Annotated in this window: 20 protein-coding genes; 4 read left to right on the forward strand and 16 right to left on the reverse strand. The window is 52.9% G+C overall.

Annotated features, from left to right (window positions below):
- Nucleotides 1-33: 33 nt before the first annotated feature.
- From atpG to DBY86_RS05025, 8 genes are all read right to left on the reverse strand, one after another.
- Nucleotides 34-909 (reverse strand): F0F1 ATP synthase subunit gamma, encoded by an 876-nt coding sequence (gene atpG, locus DBY86_RS04990; protein ID WP_107819140.1) that lies wholly within the window; start codon nucleotides 907-909, stop codon nucleotides 34-36.
- Nucleotides 910-933: 24 nt separating this feature from the next.
- Entirely contained in the window at nucleotides 934-2481 is a 1548-nt protein-coding gene (gene atpA / locus DBY86_RS04995; protein WP_107819141.1) for a F0F1 ATP synthase subunit alpha, read from the reverse strand.
- Nucleotides 2482-2491: 10 nt separating this feature from the next.
- A complete protein-coding gene (locus DBY86_RS05000; protein WP_107819142.1) occupies nucleotides 2492-3025 on the reverse strand; it encodes a F0F1 ATP synthase subunit delta in 534 nt (177 codons plus the stop codon).
- A 4-nt stretch (nucleotides 3026-3029) separates the two neighbouring features.
- Nucleotides 3030-3500: a F0F1 ATP synthase subunit B gene (locus tag DBY86_RS05005; protein WP_107819143.1), complete on the reverse strand. Its 471-nt coding sequence runs from the start codon at nucleotides 3498-3500 to the stop codon at nucleotides 3030-3032.
- Between the two features lie 73 nt (nucleotides 3501-3573).
- Nucleotides 3574-3816, reverse strand: coding sequence for a F0F1 ATP synthase subunit C (gene atpE, locus DBY86_RS05010; RefSeq protein ID WP_003708448.1), 243 nt, complete (start codon nucleotides 3814-3816; stop codon nucleotides 3574-3576).
- 56 nt (nucleotides 3817-3872) lie between these two features.
- Complete coding sequence (gene atpB / locus DBY86_RS05015; protein ID WP_002214802.1) at nucleotides 3873-4739, reverse strand: F0F1 ATP synthase subunit A; 867 nt, start codon at nucleotides 4737-4739, stop codon at nucleotides 3873-3875.
- Nucleotides 4729-5082: an ATP synthase subunit I gene (locus tag DBY86_RS05020; protein ID WP_107819144.1), complete on the reverse strand. Its 354-nt coding sequence runs from the start codon at nucleotides 5080-5082 to the stop codon at nucleotides 4729-4731. Before DBY86_RS05020 ends, atpB begins: the two co-directional genes overlap by 11 nt.
- A gap of 232 nt (nucleotides 5083-5314) precedes the next feature.
- Nucleotides 5315-6175, reverse strand: a complete 861-nt coding sequence (locus DBY86_RS05025; RefSeq protein WP_107819145.1) for a ParB/RepB/Spo0J family partition protein — start codon at nucleotides 6173-6175, stop codon at nucleotides 5315-5317.
- Between the two features lie 156 nt (nucleotides 6176-6331).
- Between DBY86_RS05025 and DBY86_RS05035 the strand changes: the two genes are divergently transcribed.
- A complete protein-coding gene (locus tag DBY86_RS05035) occupies nucleotides 6332-6901 on the forward strand; it encodes a UbiX family flavin prenyltransferase (RefSeq protein ID WP_107819210.1) in 570 nt (189 codons plus the stop codon).
- A gap of 385 nt (nucleotides 6902-7286) precedes the next feature.
- Here DBY86_RS05035 and DBY86_RS05040 read toward each other — a convergent pair whose 3' ends face one another.
- From DBY86_RS05040 to DBY86_RS05055, 4 genes are all read right to left on the reverse strand, one after another.
- The gene (locus tag DBY86_RS05040) at nucleotides 7287-8153 is read right to left on the reverse strand and encodes a MetQ/NlpA family ABC transporter substrate-binding protein (RefSeq protein WP_107819146.1); all 867 of its coding nucleotides are present in this window, start codon (nucleotides 8151-8153) and stop codon (nucleotides 7287-7289) included.
- A 158-nt stretch (nucleotides 8154-8311) separates the two neighbouring features.
- Complete coding sequence (locus DBY86_RS05045; RefSeq protein ID WP_107819147.1) at nucleotides 8312-8998, reverse strand: methionine ABC transporter permease; 687 nt, start codon at nucleotides 8996-8998, stop codon at nucleotides 8312-8314.
- Between the two features lies 1 nt (nucleotide 8999).
- Nucleotides 9000-9737: a methionine ABC transporter ATP-binding protein gene (locus DBY86_RS05050; protein ID WP_107819148.1), complete on the reverse strand. Its 738-nt coding sequence runs from the start codon at nucleotides 9735-9737 to the stop codon at nucleotides 9000-9002.
- A 152-nt stretch (nucleotides 9738-9889) separates the two neighbouring features.
- Nucleotides 9890-10063: a hypothetical protein gene (locus tag DBY86_RS05055; protein WP_234403390.1), complete on the reverse strand. Its 174-nt coding sequence runs from the start codon at nucleotides 10061-10063 to the stop codon at nucleotides 9890-9892.
- Between the two features lie 52 nt (nucleotides 10064-10115).
- On the opposite strand from DBY86_RS05055, the gene ltgA reads away from it, so the two are divergent.
- The 3 genes from ltgA (at nucleotide 10116) to DBY86_RS05070 (ending at nucleotide 13043) form a co-directional block, all read left to right on the forward strand.
- Entirely contained in the window at nucleotides 10116-11963 is a 1848-nt protein-coding gene (gene ltgA / locus DBY86_RS05060; protein WP_107819149.1) for a lytic transglycosylase LtgA, read from the forward strand.
- Between the two features lie 289 nt (nucleotides 11964-12252).
- Nucleotides 12253-12465, forward strand: a complete 213-nt coding sequence (rpsU, locus tag DBY86_RS05065; RefSeq protein WP_002214819.1) for a 30S ribosomal protein S21 — start codon at nucleotides 12253-12255, stop codon at nucleotides 12463-12465.
- 131 nt (nucleotides 12466-12596) lie between these two features.
- Nucleotides 12597-13043 (forward strand): GatB/YqeY domain-containing protein, encoded by a 447-nt coding sequence (locus DBY86_RS05070; protein ID WP_002240080.1) that lies wholly within the window; start codon nucleotides 12597-12599, stop codon nucleotides 13041-13043.
- A 385-nt stretch (nucleotides 13044-13428) separates the two neighbouring features.
- On the opposite strand, the gene DBY86_RS05075 is transcribed toward DBY86_RS05070, so the two are convergent.
- The 4 genes from DBY86_RS05075 to DBY86_RS05090 form a co-directional block, all read right to left on the reverse strand.
- Nucleotides 13429-13677, reverse strand: coding sequence for a hypothetical protein (locus tag DBY86_RS05075; protein ID WP_107819150.1), 249 nt, complete (start codon nucleotides 13675-13677; stop codon nucleotides 13429-13431).
- A gap of 4 nt (nucleotides 13678-13681) precedes the next feature.
- Entirely contained in the window at nucleotides 13682-14074 is a 393-nt protein-coding gene (locus DBY86_RS05080) for a ClpXP protease specificity-enhancing factor (protein ID WP_107819211.1), read from the reverse strand.
- Nucleotides 14075-14142: 68 nt separating this feature from the next.
- The gene (locus DBY86_RS05085; RefSeq protein WP_003711050.1) at nucleotides 14143-14748 is read right to left on the reverse strand and encodes a glutathione S-transferase N-terminal domain-containing protein; all 606 of its coding nucleotides are present in this window, start codon (nucleotides 14746-14748) and stop codon (nucleotides 14143-14145) included.
- A gap of 101 nt (nucleotides 14749-14849) precedes the next feature.
- Nucleotides 14850-16607, reverse strand: coding sequence for an ArnT family glycosyltransferase (locus DBY86_RS05090; protein WP_159068550.1), 1758 nt, complete (start codon nucleotides 16605-16607; stop codon nucleotides 14850-14852).
- Between the last annotated feature and the right edge of the window lie 61 nt (nucleotides 16608-16668).

Below are 16668 nucleotides of genomic sequence, written 5' to 3' on the forward strand. Positions count from 1 at the left end.
TATCCTAATTTCCTGTTCAGGCTTCAGACGGCATTAAACTGCCGCTGCACCTGCTACAATTTCTGACAATTCTGTGGTAATCGCGGCTTGACGCGATTTGTTGTACACCAAGCGTAATTCTTTAATGGCATTGCCTGCATTGTCGGTTGCGGCTTTCATCGCTACCATACGCGCGGCTTGTTCAGATGCCATGTTGTCGCTCAATGCCTGATAAACCACAGACTCTAAATAGCGGCGAACCAAATATTCCAATACGGCGATAGGACTCGGCTCGTAGCGGTATTCCCAAGCAAATGAAGAATGACCTGCTTCGTCGTCAATAACGTTTTCACCGATAGGCAGCAAAACTTCCATACGCGGCTCTTGGCGCATTGTATTGACAAAACGTGAGTAAACCATATGGATACGGTCTAATTCATGCTTCTCATAACGTTGGAAGATTTCGGTCAGAGGGCCGAGCAGCAATTCCATTTTTGGGATATCGCCCAAATTGATTGCGCTGGCAATAACATTCAAACCGATACTTTGGCATGCAGCCAAACCTTTACTACCCAGGCACACGACTTCGACTTCGATGCCTTGTTCCTGATACTCTTGAACTTGCGCCAAAAACTTTTTCAGTACGTTTGCGTTCAAGCCACCGCACAAACCTTTATCCGAGGTAATCAAAATGAAACCGGCACGACGCACTTCGTGGCGCGGCTCCAACAATTTGATACCATGATCGGCATTAGTCTGTGCAAGATGGCTCATCACTGTACGCACTTTTTCGGCGTACGGACGCGCTAAGCGCATCCGGTCTTGAGTCTTCCGCATTTTAGAGGTCGACACCATTTGCATCGCTTTAGTGATCTTTTGAGTATTTTGAACACTACGGATTTTGGTGAGAATCTCTTTTCCGACTGCCATTTCAGACTCCTTTCATCTCAATACTTATGCTTGGTAAGCGTAAGAAGATTTGAAAGATTTCATGGCTTCGGTCAATGCTTTTTCGCTTTCGTCAGACATTGCGCCTGATGCATTAATCGCTTCCAGAACCTCAGGATGTTGCGTACGTACGAAACTCAGAAATTCTGCTTCGAAAGCCAAGGCTTTGGATACCGGAACATCTGCGTAAGAACCGTTGTTGATCGCCCACAAAGTCAATGCCATTTCGGCAGTGTTCAATGTGCTGAATTGTTTTTGTTTCATCAATTCAGTAACCACTTCACCGTGTTGCAGCTGTTTGCGTGTTGCTTCGTCCAAATCGGAAGCAAATTGCGAGAACGCTGCCAATTCACGGTACTGTGCCAACGCCAAACGGATACCGCCACCCAGTTTTTTGATGACTTTGGTTTGTGCTGCACCACCTACGCGTGATACGGAAATACCGGCATTGATTGCAGGACGGATACCGGCGTTGAAGAGGTCGGTTTCCAAGAAGATCTGACCGTCGGTAATCGAAATGACGTTAGTTGGAACGAAAGCAGATACGTCGCCTGCTTGGGTTTCGATAATCGGCAAAGCAGTCAGAGAACCGGTTTTGCCTTTTACTTCGCCATTGGTCAGTTTTTCAACTTCATTTTCGCTGACGCGGGCCGCACGTTCCAACAGACGGGAGTGCAGGTAGAACACATCGCCGGGATAGGCTTCGCGACCGGGCGGACGGCGCAAAAGCAGGGAAATTTGACGGTAAGCCACAGCCTGTTTGGACAAATCGTCATAAACAATCAAGGCATCTTCGCCTCGGTCACGGAAAAATTCACCCATGGTACAACCGGAGTAAGGAGCGATGTATTGCAGTGCAGCGGCTTCAGAAGCAGTTGCAGCAACCACGATAGTGTGTTCCATCGCACCATGCTCTTCCAATTTGCGCACTACGTTGGCAATAGAAGATGCTTTTTGACCGATAGCCACATAAATACAGATAACGCCTGTACCTTTTTGGTTAACGATGGCATCCAGTGCTACGGCTGTTTTACCGGTTTGACGGTCACCAATGATCAGCTCACGTTGGCCACGACCAACCGGAACCATAGAGTCAATAGCTTTCAGGCCGGTTTGCATGGGTTGGTCAACCGATTTACGTGCAATCACACCCGGTGCGATTTTTTCGATTGGAGCAGTCAAAGTTGTATTGATTGGACCTTTACCGTCGATAGGACGACCCAATGCATCAACTACGCGGCCAACCAATTTGCGACCGACCGGCACTTCCAAAATACGGCCGGTACAGGTAACTGTATCGCCTTCTTTAATATGTTCGTACTCGCCCAACACTACGGCACCGACGGAGTCGCGCTCCAGGTTCATCGCCAAGCCGAACGTGTTGCCCGGGAATTCGAGCATCTCACCTTGCATTGCATCTGACAAACCATGGATGCGAACGATACCGTCAGTTACCGAAATCACCGTACCACGGGTACGCACTTCGGCATTTACAGACAGATTTTCGATCTTGGCTTTAATCAGATCGCTAATTTCAGCAGGATTAAGCTGCATGAAAACTCTCCTAATTCGTCATAGTCGTGTACAAGGCACTCAGTTTGCCTTGTACAGACAAATCCAAAACCTGATCTCCCACTTCAACTTTTATGCCGCCAATCAGCTCCGGTTCGATTTCGACAGAGATTTTCAGCTCGCTGTCGAAACGCTTATTCAGCATTTGCGCCAACTCGCCGACCTGTTTGTCGGTCAACGGATAGGCACTGTAAATGACGGCAGATTTGATATGGTTGAATGATAAGGTCAAGTCTTGATATTGAGCATATACTTCCGGCAATACCGACAAACGTTTCTGCCCGGCCAAGACGATAACAAAGTTTTTCAACTCCTTGTCTTTCAAACCGACCAAATCGATGAGGATATCTGCTTTTTCTGAAGCATCCGTTTCAGGACGGTCAATCAATGAAGCCACCTTCCCTTCCTGAACAACCGCCGCAAGTTTTTCCAGTCCGCCCAACCAAGACTCAATTTGGTTTTTTTCCTGAGCCAAACCGAACAATGCCTTTGCATAAGGTCTGGCAATCGTTGCGAACTCTGCCATAAGATTACAGCTCCTGTTTCAGGGTATCGAGCAGTTTTGCGTGTTTGGAAGCATCGACTTCGCTGCGCAAAATAGATTCGGCACCTTTGACAGCCAACACGGCAACCTGCTCGCGCAGGGATTCGCGTGCGCGGAACAATTCCTGCTCCACATCGGCCTTTGCCTGAGCTGCAATGCGCGCCGCCTCTGAAGAAGCCTGTTCTTTGGCTTCTTCGACAATTTTGGCGGCACGTTTTTCGGCGTTGGCAACCATTTCGGTTACCTGATGACGCCCTTCTGCCAAGAGTTCTGCAACTTTTTTCTCTGCCTGCTCAAAGTCGCTCTTACCGCGCTCGGCAGCTGCCAAGCCTTCGGCGACTTTTGCGGCACGCTCATCCAAAGCTTTTGCAATCGGCGGCCACACAAATTTCATGGTAAACCATACCAAACCGAAAAAGACGATGATTTGAGCGAATAATGTTGCATTGATATTCACGTTACTTAACCTTCGTATCCGGGTTAATCAAATAGACGGTAAGCCTGTATCTGAACGGATTTCTCCGCCTTGATTACGCAGCACCAGTACCAAACGGGTTAACGAAGGCGAACAACAGGGCAATAGCCACACCGATCAAGAATGCGGCATCAATCAGACCTGCAATCAGGAACAGTTTGGTTTGCAGCGGACCAATCAGCTCAGGTTGACGAGCAGAAGATTCCAAATATTTAGAACCGACCATTGCGATACCGATAGATGCACCCAATGCACCCAATGCAACGATCAAACCACATGCGATAGCAATCAAACCCATTTTAAACTCCTTAAAGAAACAAAGGTTAAACTACAAAAACAAACTACTTGGGAAAATCAGTGTGCATCGTGCGCCTGCCCGATATAGACGAACGCCAACGCCATGAAAATAAACGCCTGCAGGGTAATCACCAAAATATGGAAAATCGCCCATGCCAAACCGGCAATGATGTGGAATACAAACAGAATCGGATCCATGACTTCAACACTGCCGGAAGCCGCCCAAGCACCGCCAAGCAAGGCTATCAGCAAGAATACCAATTCGCCCGCATACATATTGCCGAACAACCGCATACCGTGGGATACGGTTTTAGAAAGAAACTCGACCAAGTTCAACAGAAAGTTCGCAGGTGCGAGTTTTGCACCGAACGGCGCACTGAACAACTCGTGAAACCATCCGCCCAATCCTTTGATTTTGATGTTGTAATAGATACAAATCAGCAACACGCCAACAGCGAGTGCCAAAGTGGTGTTCAAATCGGCAGTCGGTACGACGCGCAGCAGGGCGTGATGATTGCCGGTAATGCCCTGCCATACCATCGGCAGCAAATCGACCGGCAGCATATCCATCGCGTTCATCAGGAAAATCCAAACAAACAGCGTCAGACCCAACGGCGCGACGGCTTTTCTAGACTTTTCGTTGTGAATGATGCTCTTACACATATCGTCCACAAACTCGAACAGGATTTCCACCGCAGCCTGGAAACGCCCGGGGACGCCTGCTGTTGCTTTTTTTGCACCACGCCACAACAGGAAGCTGCCAATTACGCCCAACAGGACGGCAAAAAAGACGGCATCAAGGTTAATAAACGAAAAATCAGCAATGTTTTTCAGTCCCTGACCCTGAGTAACATCCGACAAACTGGTCAAGCTCTGCAAGTGGTGCTTGATGTAGTCGGCAGCGGTAATGGTTTCACCTGCCATAATCTTTCACTCTCAACAATACTAAAAAAACCAGATGGCTGACACCGAGTAGCCCCATCAGAAACGGGGCGAACACCAGCGATTGATGCCATATTGCAAATACGGCGAACATGGACAACAGCGACAGCACTACTTTTAAAATCTCTCCGAAGACGAACATCCTGCTTTGCAGAAAGGGGTTTCCCCTGAAAAGTTTTAAAAGTAAAACTGCAACAAACGTGGGAAGCAGATAGGACAAACCGCCCCCGACCGCCGAAAGGAATCCGGCAAAACCCCATACGGCAAAGGCAACTGCGGCGCATATGGACAATACGGCGGATTGTAGGATGATAATCTGCTTCATAAAGGGAATGTTTCCGCCTCGGATTTGAGGCGCGGCTAATATAATTTAGAAGCCTTATTACGTCAAGCGACAGTTAATCTTTGTGAAACAACGTATCCCAATCCGCCGCGCCCGCCGCCTGAATAACGGCAGCAGGTGTTATTCTAACACACATTACATATAATTACAGATTATTGGAAAGTTTGTCCGAATTTCTTTACGTTTTATGTTTCAGACGGCATATCCCGCAAAATTAAGGCCGGTAATCTATGCCCAACTGCTTCAAAATGTGGTCGAAGGTTTCGGGCGTGTCGAAATGCAGGACAATTTTGCCTTTTTTGTGGTTGGCGGTTTTGATTTCGGCGTTGACACCCAGTTTTTCAGTCAGCAAATCATTCAGGCGGCCGAGGTCGGCGGCGGCAGTTTTTTTGGGCTCGGGACGTTTGTTTTGAAGGGCGGCTTGGCTGCGGCGTTCGACTTCGCGCACCGACCAGCCGTTTTTAACGGCCTTTTGCGCCAACTCGAGCTGTTCTACGACGGGGAGGGTCAGCAACGCACGGGCATGCCCCATTTCCAGGCGGCGTTGGTAAAGCATTTCCTGCACGGGTTCGGGCAGGCTTAAAAGGCGCAGGCTGTTGGAAATCGCGCTTCGGCTTTTGCCGACGGCTTTGGCTATGGTTTCGTGGGTCAGCCCGAACTCGTCGGCAAGGCGTTTCAAGCCTTGTGCTTCTTCGATGGGGTTGAGGTTTTCGCGCTGGAGGTTTTCAATCAAACCCATTGCCAGCGCGGTTTCGTCGCTGATGGTTTTGATAACGGCGGGGATTTCGGACAGGCCGGCAATCTGTGCGGCGCGCCAACGGCGTTCGCCTGCAATCAGTTCGTATCGGGACAGTCCGTGTTCGCGCACGATGACGGGTTGTATCACGCCTTGCGCCTTAATCGAATCCGCCAGCTCCTGCAAGGCTTCGTCATCGATTTGAACACGCGCCTGATAGCGGCCGGGCCGGATATCTTTAACCGCAACCGCAGTCAGCCGGTCGCCGCTGCTGTTGTCCGCGCCGTTGGCGAGCAGCGAATCCAATCCGCGCCCCAATCCGCCTTTTACTTTTGCCATACCGCCCTCCCGTGCCTATTCAGATAGGATGTTAAATCGGGTATTTTATCGGATATTGGGTGTTGCCGACAATTTGTATCCGTGTTTATCGGATTTCTGTTTTTTCACTATAATAGCCGGTTTGCCGTTGCAGGCGGTTTTATGGGGGAGGCGGAGATGGTACGGCGTTTGATTGTCGGCATCAGCGGGGCGAGCGGTTTCCAATACGGCGTAAAGGCTTTGGAACTTTTGCGCGCGCAGGGAGTCGAAACGCACCTTGTGGTGTCAAAAGGGGCGGAGATGGCGCGCGCTTCGGAAACGGCTTATGCGAAAGACGAAGTGTATGCCTTGGCGGACGTTGTCCACCCTGTCGGCAATATCGGGGCGTGCATTGCCAGCGGTACGTTTAAAACGGACGGGATGCTGGTCGCCCCCTGTTCGATGCGGACGCTTGCCTCGGTCGCGCACGGCTTCGGCGACAACCTCTTGACGCGTGCGGCGGATGTGGTTTTGAAGGAAAGGCGGCGGCTGGTGCTGATGGTACGCGAAACGCCGCTGAACCTTGCCCATTTGGACAATATGAAGCGGGTAACGGAAATGGGCGGCGTGGTGTTTCCCCCTGTTCCTGCGATGTACCGCAAGCCGCAGACGGCGGACGACGTGGTGGCGCACAGTGTCGCACACGCTTTGTCGCTTTTCGGAATCGATACGCCGGATTCGGCGGAATGGCAGGGAATGGCGGATTAAAGGACAAAAATGCCGTCTGAACACGGATACGGTTCAGACGGCATTTGCCCGTCCTTGTTTGATTGGAAACGGCAGCAAACCCAACCTTCCGGATTTCTGCCTTTTCGGGAATGGCGAAAGTGTGCTTGCGGTTCGGCCGGATATATAGTGGATTAACAAAAATCAGGACAAGGCGACGAAGCCGCAGACAGTACAGATAGTACGGAACCGATTCACTCGGTGCTTCAGCACCTTAGAGAATCGTTCTCTTTGAGCTAAGGCGAGGCAACGCCGTACCGGTTTTTGTTAATCTACTATAAAACCCTCTTCTGCAAAATTGCCGCCGCATTCAAAAAATGCCGTCCGAACTGTGTTCGGACGGCATTTTTCACGCACCGTTTCCGATTTATTTGGCTGCGCCTTCATTCCATGCGGCAGGGTATTTGTAGCCCTCGAAGCGTTTGTGCGCGTAGGCTTTGAACGCGTCGGAGTTGTAGGCCTCGGTTACGTCTTTAAGCCATTGGCTGTCTTTGTCGGTGGTTTTTACGGCAGACCAGTTGACATAGGCAAAGCTCGGTTCTTGGAACAGGGCTTCGGTCAGCTTCATGCCGCTGCTTATGGCGTAGTTGCCGTTGACGACGGCAAAATCCACGTCGGCGCGGCTGCGCGGCAGTTGCGCGGCTTCAAGCTCGACGATTTTGATGTTTTTCAGGTTTTCGGCAATATCCGCTTTGGATGCGGTCAGCGGATTGATGCCGTCTTTGAGTTTAATCCAACCCAGTTCGTTCAGCATCACCAAGGCGCGTGCGAAGTTGGACGGGTCGTTGGGCGCGGATACGGTGCTGCCGTCTTTGACTTCTTCCAGCGATTTCAGCTTGCCCGGATACAATCCCAAAGGTGCGGTCGGCACTTGGAAGGCTTCTGTAATGTCCAGATTGTGTTCTTTTTTGAAATCGTCAAGATAGGGTTTGTGTTGGAAGATGTTGATGTCCAACTCGCCCTCCGCCAATGCCAGATTCGGGCGCACATAGTCGGTAAATTCAACCAGTTTGACGGTATATCCTTTTTTCTCCAGCTCGGCTTGGATTTGCTCTTTGACCATATCGCCGAAGTCGCCGACGGTCGTGCCGAAGACGATTTCTTTTTTCTCCGCGCCGTTGTCGGCAGAAGGAGCGGCGGCAGAGGCTGCGGGCGCGCTGTCCTGTTGGCCGCCGCAGGCGGCGAGGATGAGCGCGAGTGCGGCGGCGGAAAGGGTTTTGAAGAAGGTTTTCATATTTTCTCCTGATGTTGTGGCGGTTTCAAACAAAAATGACGGGCAGGAAACCCTGCCGTCCGGATTCGGCGTTCAGACGGCATTTGCCGTGAGAAGTGGGATTTTATAGCATTTTTGGGATAGCGGTGGAGGTTTTGGCGTTCAGACGGCATTCGGGTTCAACGCTTGTCGAGTTTCCGCGCCAACGCGTTGCCGGTGCTTTGAATCAGGATGACCAGCAGCACGAGGAGGGCAACGATGAAGACGATGACTTCGGTTTGGTAGCGGTAGTAGCCGTAGCGGATGGCGAGGTCGCCCAAGCCGCCGCCGCCTATCATGCCTGCCGCCGCGCTGTATGACAAAAGCCCGATGGCAAGGACGGTGATGCTGGAAACCATACCCGCGCGCGCTTCGTTTAAGAGGACTTTGCGGACGATGGCAACCGGAGGCGCACCCATCGCGGCGGCGGCTTCAATCACGCCTTTGGGGACTTCGCGCAGGTTTTGTTCTACCAGTCGGGCAAAATAAAACAATCCTGACACGCTCAACACCAGCGAAGCGGCAACCGGGCCGATGGTGCTGCCGACGATGGCGCGGGTCGCAGGTATCATCGCAATCATCAGGATGACGAAGGGGAAGGCGCGCATGAGATTGACGAGGTTGTCGAGCAGGAAGTTCACCGGCTTGTTGTAATGCAGTTGGCGGCTGGAAGTTACGAAAAGCAACACGCCCAGCAGCGTGCCGAAAACGACGGCGAATGTGGTGGACAAGCCGACCATCACGAAGGTTTCGCCCAAGGCGCGGACGATTTCGCCTTTCATACCGATGATGTTGGCGGCGGCTTGTTGGAAGGTCAGGTCTGCCATTTCAGTCCTCTCTGATGAGTTCGCGCCCGATTTCCGATTGGGCGTGGATTTGGTTGCCGCGTACTTCGACGATTTCGACGACTTTGCCTTTGTCCAAGAGGGCGGCGCGGTCGCACAGTCGTCTGATGACGCTCATTTCGTGGGTTACGATGACGATGGTTACGTTGAATCGTTTGTTGATGTCTTCCAAACATTCCAAGACGCTGCGCGTGGTGGCGGGATCGAGGGCGGAAGTGGGTTCGTCGGCGAGGATGACTTGGGGTTTGGACGCGAGTGCGCGGGCGATACCGACGCGCTGTTTTTGTCCGCCGGAGAGTTGAGCGGGGTAGTGGCCGGCGCGTTCGGTCAGGCCGACGATTTCGAGGCATTCTTTGACACGCGCTTTGATTTTTTCAGACGGCCAACCGGCGATTTCCAACGGGAAGGCGACATTGTCGGCAACGGTGCGGTTGCTCAAAAGATTAAACTGCTGAAACACCATGCCGATATTCTGCCGCGCCTGACGCAATGCGGCGGCATCGAGCGCGGTCAGCTCTTGTCCGCAGACGTTGACCTTGCCCGTGTCGGGACGTTCCAACAGGTTAATCAGCCGCAACAGGGTGGATTTGCCCGCGCCGGAATAGCCCATCAGCCCGAAAATTTCGCCGTCGCGGATTTCGAGGCTGGTCGGCTCGACGGCGGCAAAACGGGTCTTGTCGCGCGTTTGGTAATGCTTGGAAACCTTGTCCAAAATAATCATTGTCTTTCCCATAAAACAAAGCCCGATGTCGGACACAACGGGCGCGGAAGATAAAGCTGAAATTGTCGGAACGCTTTAGCTGTTATGCCCGCAAGCTGTGTCAAATCGGCAGGTTAATTTTCGTAGGATATTATCGGGAAAGCGTTTTTTTGTCAATAAAGCAGGAAGCGGGCAACCATTTCGGACAATGCCGTCTGAAACGGAAAGCGGCAGCGGCACGCGTCCAAACGGTAAATTATTGAAAAATATATTTTATAACGGAAAAGCGTTCCAAAGGCGGTGCAGTTTCGGCATATAATTCGGGCAAACACCTGTTCAGACGGCATTTTGTCTTTTCCAACCCTGACCGTTCAGGGTTCCGATTCTTAAGGAAATCCGATGTACCTACCCTCTATGAAGCATTCCCTGCCGCTGCTGGCGGCCCTGGTGCTTGCCGCGTGTTCTTCGACACACGCGCCCGGCGGCAAGACCCCGGCAGACAATATAGAAACTGCCGGTCTTTCGGCAAGCGTTCCCACCCGCCCTGCCGAACCCGAAGGAAAAACGCTGGCAGATTACGGCGGCTACCCGTCCGCACTGGATGCAGTGAAACAGAAAAACGATGCGGCAGTCGCCGCCTATTTGGAAAACGCCGGCGACAGCGCGATGGCGGAAAATGTCCGCAACGAGTGGCTGAAGTCTTTGGGCGCGCGCAGACAGTGGACGCTGTTTGCACAGGAATATGCCAAACTCAAACCTGAAGGACGCGCCCAAGAAGTCGAATGCTACGCCGATTCAAGCCGCAACGACTATACGCGTGCCACCGAACTGGTTAAAAATACGGGCAAACTGCCTTCGGGCTGCACCAAACTGTTGGAACAGGCAGCCGCATCCGGCTTGTTGGACGGCAACGATGCCTGGAGGCGCGTTCGCGGACTGTTGGCCAACAGCCAAACCACGGACGCACGCAATCTGTCGGCCGCATTGGGCAGCCCGTTTGACGGCAGCACACAAGGTTCGCGCGAATACGCCCTGTTGAACGTCATCGGTAAAGAGGCGCGTAAATCGCCGAATGCCGCCGCCCTGCTGTCCGAAATGGAAAGCAGTTTAAGCCCCGAACAGAGCAGTTTCGCGTGGGGCGTATTGGGGCATTATCAGTCGCAAAACCTCAATATACCCGCCGCCTTAGACTATTACGGCAAAGTTTCCGACCGCAGACAACTGACCGACGACCAAATCGAATGGTACGCCCGTGCCGCCATGCGTGCCCGACGTTGGGACGAACTAGCTTCCGTTATCTCGCATATGTCCGAAAAACTGCAAAAAAGCCCGACCTGGCTCTACTGGCTGGCACGCAGCCATGCTGCGCTGGGCAACTTGCAGCAGGCAGCAAAACTCTATGAACAGGCAGCCGCAACAGGTAGAAATTTTTATGCCGTACTGGCAGGGGAAGAGTTGGGTCGGAAAATCGATACGCGCAACAATGTTCCCGATGCCGATACAAACAGCGTCCGCCGCATGTCGGAAGACGGTGCAGTCAAACGCGCACTGGTATTGTTCCAAAACAGCCAATCTGCCGGCGATGCAAAAATGCGCCGTCAGGCTCAGGCGGAATGGCGTTTTGCCACACGCGGCTTCGATGAGGACAACCTGCTGACCGCCGCGCAAACCGCGTTCGACCACAAGTTTTACGACATGGCGATCAACAGCGCAGAACGCACCGACCATAAACTCAACTACACATTGCGCTACATTTCTCCGTTTAAAGACACGGTAATCCGCCACGCGCAAAATGCCGATGTCGATCCGGCGTGGGTTTACGGCCTGATTCGTCAAGAAAGCCGTTTCGTCATGGGCGCGCAATCAGGCGTGGGCGCGCAGGGGCTGATGCAAGTCATGCCTGCCACCGCGCGCGAAATCGCCGGCAAAATCGGTATGGATGCCGCACAACTTTACACCGCCGACGGCAATATCCGTATGGGGACGTGGTATATGGCGGACACCAAACGCCGCCTGCAAAACAACGAAGTCCTCGCCACCGCAGGCTATAACGCCGGCCCCGGCAGGGCGCGCCGATGGCAGGCGGACACGCCCCTCGAAGGCGCGGTATATGCCGAAACCATCCCGTTTTCCGAAACGCGCGACTATGTCAAAAAAGTGATGACCAATGCCGCCTACTACGCCTCCCTCTTCGGCACGCCGCACATACCGCTCAAACAGCGTATGGGCACCGTTCCTGCACGCTGACGTACCGATGCCGTCTGAAACCCGCCCGGCCTTTCAGACGGCATTTTTATCCCGAACGGCATTGACGGCGAACCATAAATATAAGACAATCCGAAAATTGTTTTTCCTGCTTTCTCAAGCAGCTTGACACGGCATAAGCCGACCCGTTAGGAGGTGATGTTTCCGTCACGGCGCGTATCCCGCCCGCCGAAAGGCACAGCGATACGGAAAACCTACAACACCGTCTGCCCTACCCTTTCCACCGATATGATGGGCAGATGCAACAACCGAATTTATTAAAGGAAATAAAATGCCTGCAATCCGCGTAAAAGAGAATGAACCATTTGAAGTCGCTATGCGCCGTTTCAAACGCGCCGTAGAAAAAACCGGCCTGCTGACCGAGCTGCGCGCCCGCGAAGCCTACGAAAAACCGACTACCGAACGCAAACGCAAAAAAGCGGCAGCCGTAAAACGCCTGCAAAAACGCCTGCGCAGCCAACAACTGCCGCCCAAAATGTACTAAACGTTCAAGTACAGATTACAGGTCAGCCCTGTGATATGAGGACACACCGCAAGACCTGCTCTGCGGTGTGTTTTGCTTTTCAGACGGCATCGAAACCCGCCGTTTCCATCCGACATCCCAGCGAGGACATTATGAGCCTGAAAATCCGCCTTACCGAAGACATGAAAACCGCGATGCGCGCCAAAGACCAAGTTTCCCTCGGCACCATCCGCCTTATCAACGCCGCAGTCAAACAGTTTGAAGTGGACGAACGCACCGAAGCCGACGATGCCAAAATCACCGCCATCCTGACCAAAATGGTCAAACAGCGCAAAGACAGCGCGAAAATCTACACTGAAGCCGGCCGCCAGGATTTGGCAGACAAAGAAAACGCCGAAATCGAGGTACTGCACCGCTACCTGCCGCAAATGCTCTCCGCCGGAGAAATCCGTACTGCGGTCGAAGCCGCCGTTGCCGAAACCGGCGCGGCAGGTATGGCGGATATGGGCAAAGTGATGGGCGTATTGAAAACCCGTCTCGCCGGCAAAGCCGATATGGGCGAAGTCAACAAAATCCTGAAAGCCGTACTGACCGCCTGATTGCCCGAATATCGGACAAAATGCCGTCTGAAGCCCGTATCGCAGGTTCAGACGGCATTTTCATGGTTTGATGATATTTATAAAAATTTTGCAACACGCTCATGCGCAGCAACTGCCGCTGCTCGTTGGCGTTCTCCTGTTACAATGACCTTGATGGGTCTGTAACAATCTGACACCCTGTTGCTACTAGCAACAGGGTTTTCCACAGGAGTATTTGATGAATTTTTTTTCAGCACTTTTTGACTCAATTGTTGATTTCATTGTTGATTTAACAGAGTTCAAACCTTGGAAAGAAAATGGTATAAAGAGAAAACTAAAAAACTTTTTAACCGTTTTAGTAATTACAGTACTGGGATTTATTTTTTATCTTATTATGTAATTCTCGCTATCCAATACCCAAACCTATACTCTGCTTCTGCCGCTGTATCTGCCGCTCTGCTTGGCGTTGCTGCTCTATCGCTTGGTTAGCTGCACCATAATTGCACTCTGATGCTGATGCAATAATGTCCCAATATCGAATCGGCAGGGGCAACACGGTTCCGATACGCCGAAACGGGTTTTGCCGATAAACGGATTCCGTTTGCGCCCCATCGGACAAAATGCCGTCTGAAACACGATTCCGTTCAGACGGCATAGATTTATTTGACCAATTTCAAGCCTTTTTTGGCGGGCCTGGGCGCGGTTTCGGCAGAGGTGTTTTCAGACGGCGCGTCGGGGCGGTACTCCTCCAATTCAAACCCCATACCTTCGCCGGTCTCCCGTGCGAAAAGGCTGAGGACGTGTCCGACAGGTATCCATATGTCGTGCGCCTGTCCGCCGAAACGGGCGGAAAAACTGATCCAATCGTTGTCGATTTGAAGGTTTTGCGTGGCGGTCGCGCCGATGTTGAGCATAATTTCGTTGTCGCGGACATACTGCATAGGAACGCGCGTGTGTTCGTTGACCCGGACAAGGATGTGCGGTGTGAGGCTGTTGTCGCTGCACCATTCGCAAAGTGCGCGGAGGATATAGGGTTTGGTGGAAGTAGTCATAATGCTCCCCATAATGTGCCTGAATATAGAAATGCCTGAAACCGTCAGGTTTTACAGGCATTTCAAACTTATTTGCGCATCGCCTTTTCCGCAGGTGTCAGCGCGTCGATAAAGGCTTCGCGTTGGAAGATGCGCTCGGCGTATTTGAGCAGCGGCGCGGCACTTTTGCCCAGTTTGACATCGTAGTGGTCGAGCCGCCACAGCAGCGGGGCCAGGGCGACATCAATCATAGAAAAATCTTCGCCGAGAATGTATTTGCTTTTGCTGAACGAAGGGGCGAGCATGGTCAGACCGTTGCCGATGGCTTCGCGCGCTTTTGCCTGTTCCTTGTTGGTGGCGGCGGGGTTTTCCAACACTTGGACGTGGTTGAACAATTCTTTTTCCATACGGTACAGCACCAGCCGGCCCCGGCCGCGCATAACGGGATCGCCGGGCATAAGCTGCGGATGAGGGAAGCGTTCGTCGATGTATTCGTTGATGATGTTGGACTCGTGCAGCACCAAATCGCGCTCGACCAGCACAGGGACTTGGTTGTACGGGTTCATGACGGCGAGGTCTTCGGGCTTGTTGTAAATATCGACATCTTTGATTTCAAAATCCATACCTTTTTCGTACAAAACGAAGCGGCAGCGGTGGCTGAAGGGGCAGGTAATGCCGGAATAGAGGGTCATCATAATAATTGTCGCTCCTGTGTGATGCCTGTAAAACGGCTGATTTATAAAGGTTTAATCGCGTAATTATACGCGATTTCCGGCACTTAATCCAGAAATTCGGCTCAATCTGTTGTTTTTAATATATTTTCCCCGGTTTTCCGTATCAGTGCGAACTTACTGTCTTTGTTGCGCGGGCGCGCACCCTGCCAAACCGTCTGCCAGCCTTGCAGCGCATCCGCGTTTTGGGGCAGGCGGACGATGCGGTAGCGGCATTGTACATCGCCGACGCGGTGCGGCAATGTGCCGTACTGCGTCCAAACAATCCGCGTGTGCAGGTCGCCGCTGTCTATGCCGATACACTCGATGCCGTCTGAAAGCTCCCATTTCAATTCCGGGGAAAGCGATGCCTCCATACTCCGGACGACGGGCGCGTGGCTTTTCGCCGCGTCCAGCCACGGCAGGAACAGCGTCATCAGCAAAGCCCAGGTCAGGGTAACGCCTGCCGCCCAGTTGGTAACCGCCTGCCTGCCGCGTATGTTTTTCCGGGTAATCGCCCACAGCCACAAGGGTGTGAACAGTACGGCAACCGCCATCGGAATGGGATCGATATCAGGAACATAATACGGGCTGAAATAGGCGGCACGTTCGGCAAGCTTGGCGGGCCAGCCGTAATTCATCGCAAAAAAGCCCGTCCACAGGAACACGGCAAACAGTCCGAACGCCATAATGCCGAACCAGTTGACAAACGCCGCCGCGCCGCGCCTCAGGCTGTCCAGTTGCGCCGCGCCGAACAGGGCGAGCGGCGGCAGCAGCCAAACGAGGTTGTCCTGAAAACGCTGCGGATTGGCGGCGAGCAGCACCAAAACGGCAAGCATCCACACAACGCCCAAAATCCCCCAGTCGGTCGAAAACAGGCGCGTGCGGCAAACCGTCCAAACCGCCAGCGGCAGCGCAGGCAATGCAAACCAAAGCAGGTTTTTCAGATAGTAAAACAAACTAAATGCCGTCTGAACGTGCCGCACGCCGCCGAACGTACCGAAAACGTGATAGTCGAGCCATTGCGCGAACAGCGCGGGCTGCGTTTTTGCCAACAGCAGCGGGTAAACGGTCATAAGCGGCAGGGCAAAGGCAAGCGAGGCGACTGCCGTCAACATCAAACGCCTGCTTTGCCACGGACGGAAAAACATCAGTACGGGCAAGGGCAGCATCAGGGCAAATACTGCCGGATAAGCTGCCGCCAGCGACATCAGCGTCCAACCCGTACCGAGCAAGAAAGAGGCGGCAATCACGCGCCGGCGTACCAGCGAGTAGCCGTGCAGCACCAGTCCGGCGGCGGCAAAGGCGGCGGCAGCGGGATTGAGGAAATGGGCAACCGGAATCAGCCCGATACAGCCGATAAGGATTAAAACAACGCTGCGCCCGTGGTGTCTGCCCAAAAAGTTGAAACCGGCAAAGCCGCAGGAAGTCAGCCCGACAACGGCGAAAAACACGCCGGCAAAGCGTGCGGCATCATACGGGTCGGCAGCCCACGGCGACAGCAAATGTTTGAACGCGGCGGCAACCCAAAGATACACGGGCGGTATGCCGAAATCGGCATTCCCGAACAGATGGGCAACCAAGGGGGTGGGGCTGCCTGCCAATGCTTCGACGGCGGTATAGACGGCAGGTTCGTCAGGATTCCACAAATCGTGGGAAAACACGCCGGGCCACAACCAGGCAAACGCCATCAACAGCAGCAGCCACGGCTTTTCGTGGGTTTTGGCGGGCGGGCGGGCATCGGGCGGGGTATAGGTCAGCATAAGCGTGAGAAGAAATGGACGGATTGCCAAGTGTAGCAAATATTCGCACAAAGGTCGTGCAGAGACTGCTTCAGACGGCATCAGACACAAAAAGACCGGCAACAAAAAAGACTGCACAGGGCAGTCTTTGCAGATACTATCT

The organism is Neisseria bergeri, assembly GCA_003044455.1.
GTDB classification, from domain to species: domain Bacteria; phylum Pseudomonadota; class Gammaproteobacteria; order Burkholderiales; family Neisseriaceae; genus Neisseria; species Neisseria bergeri.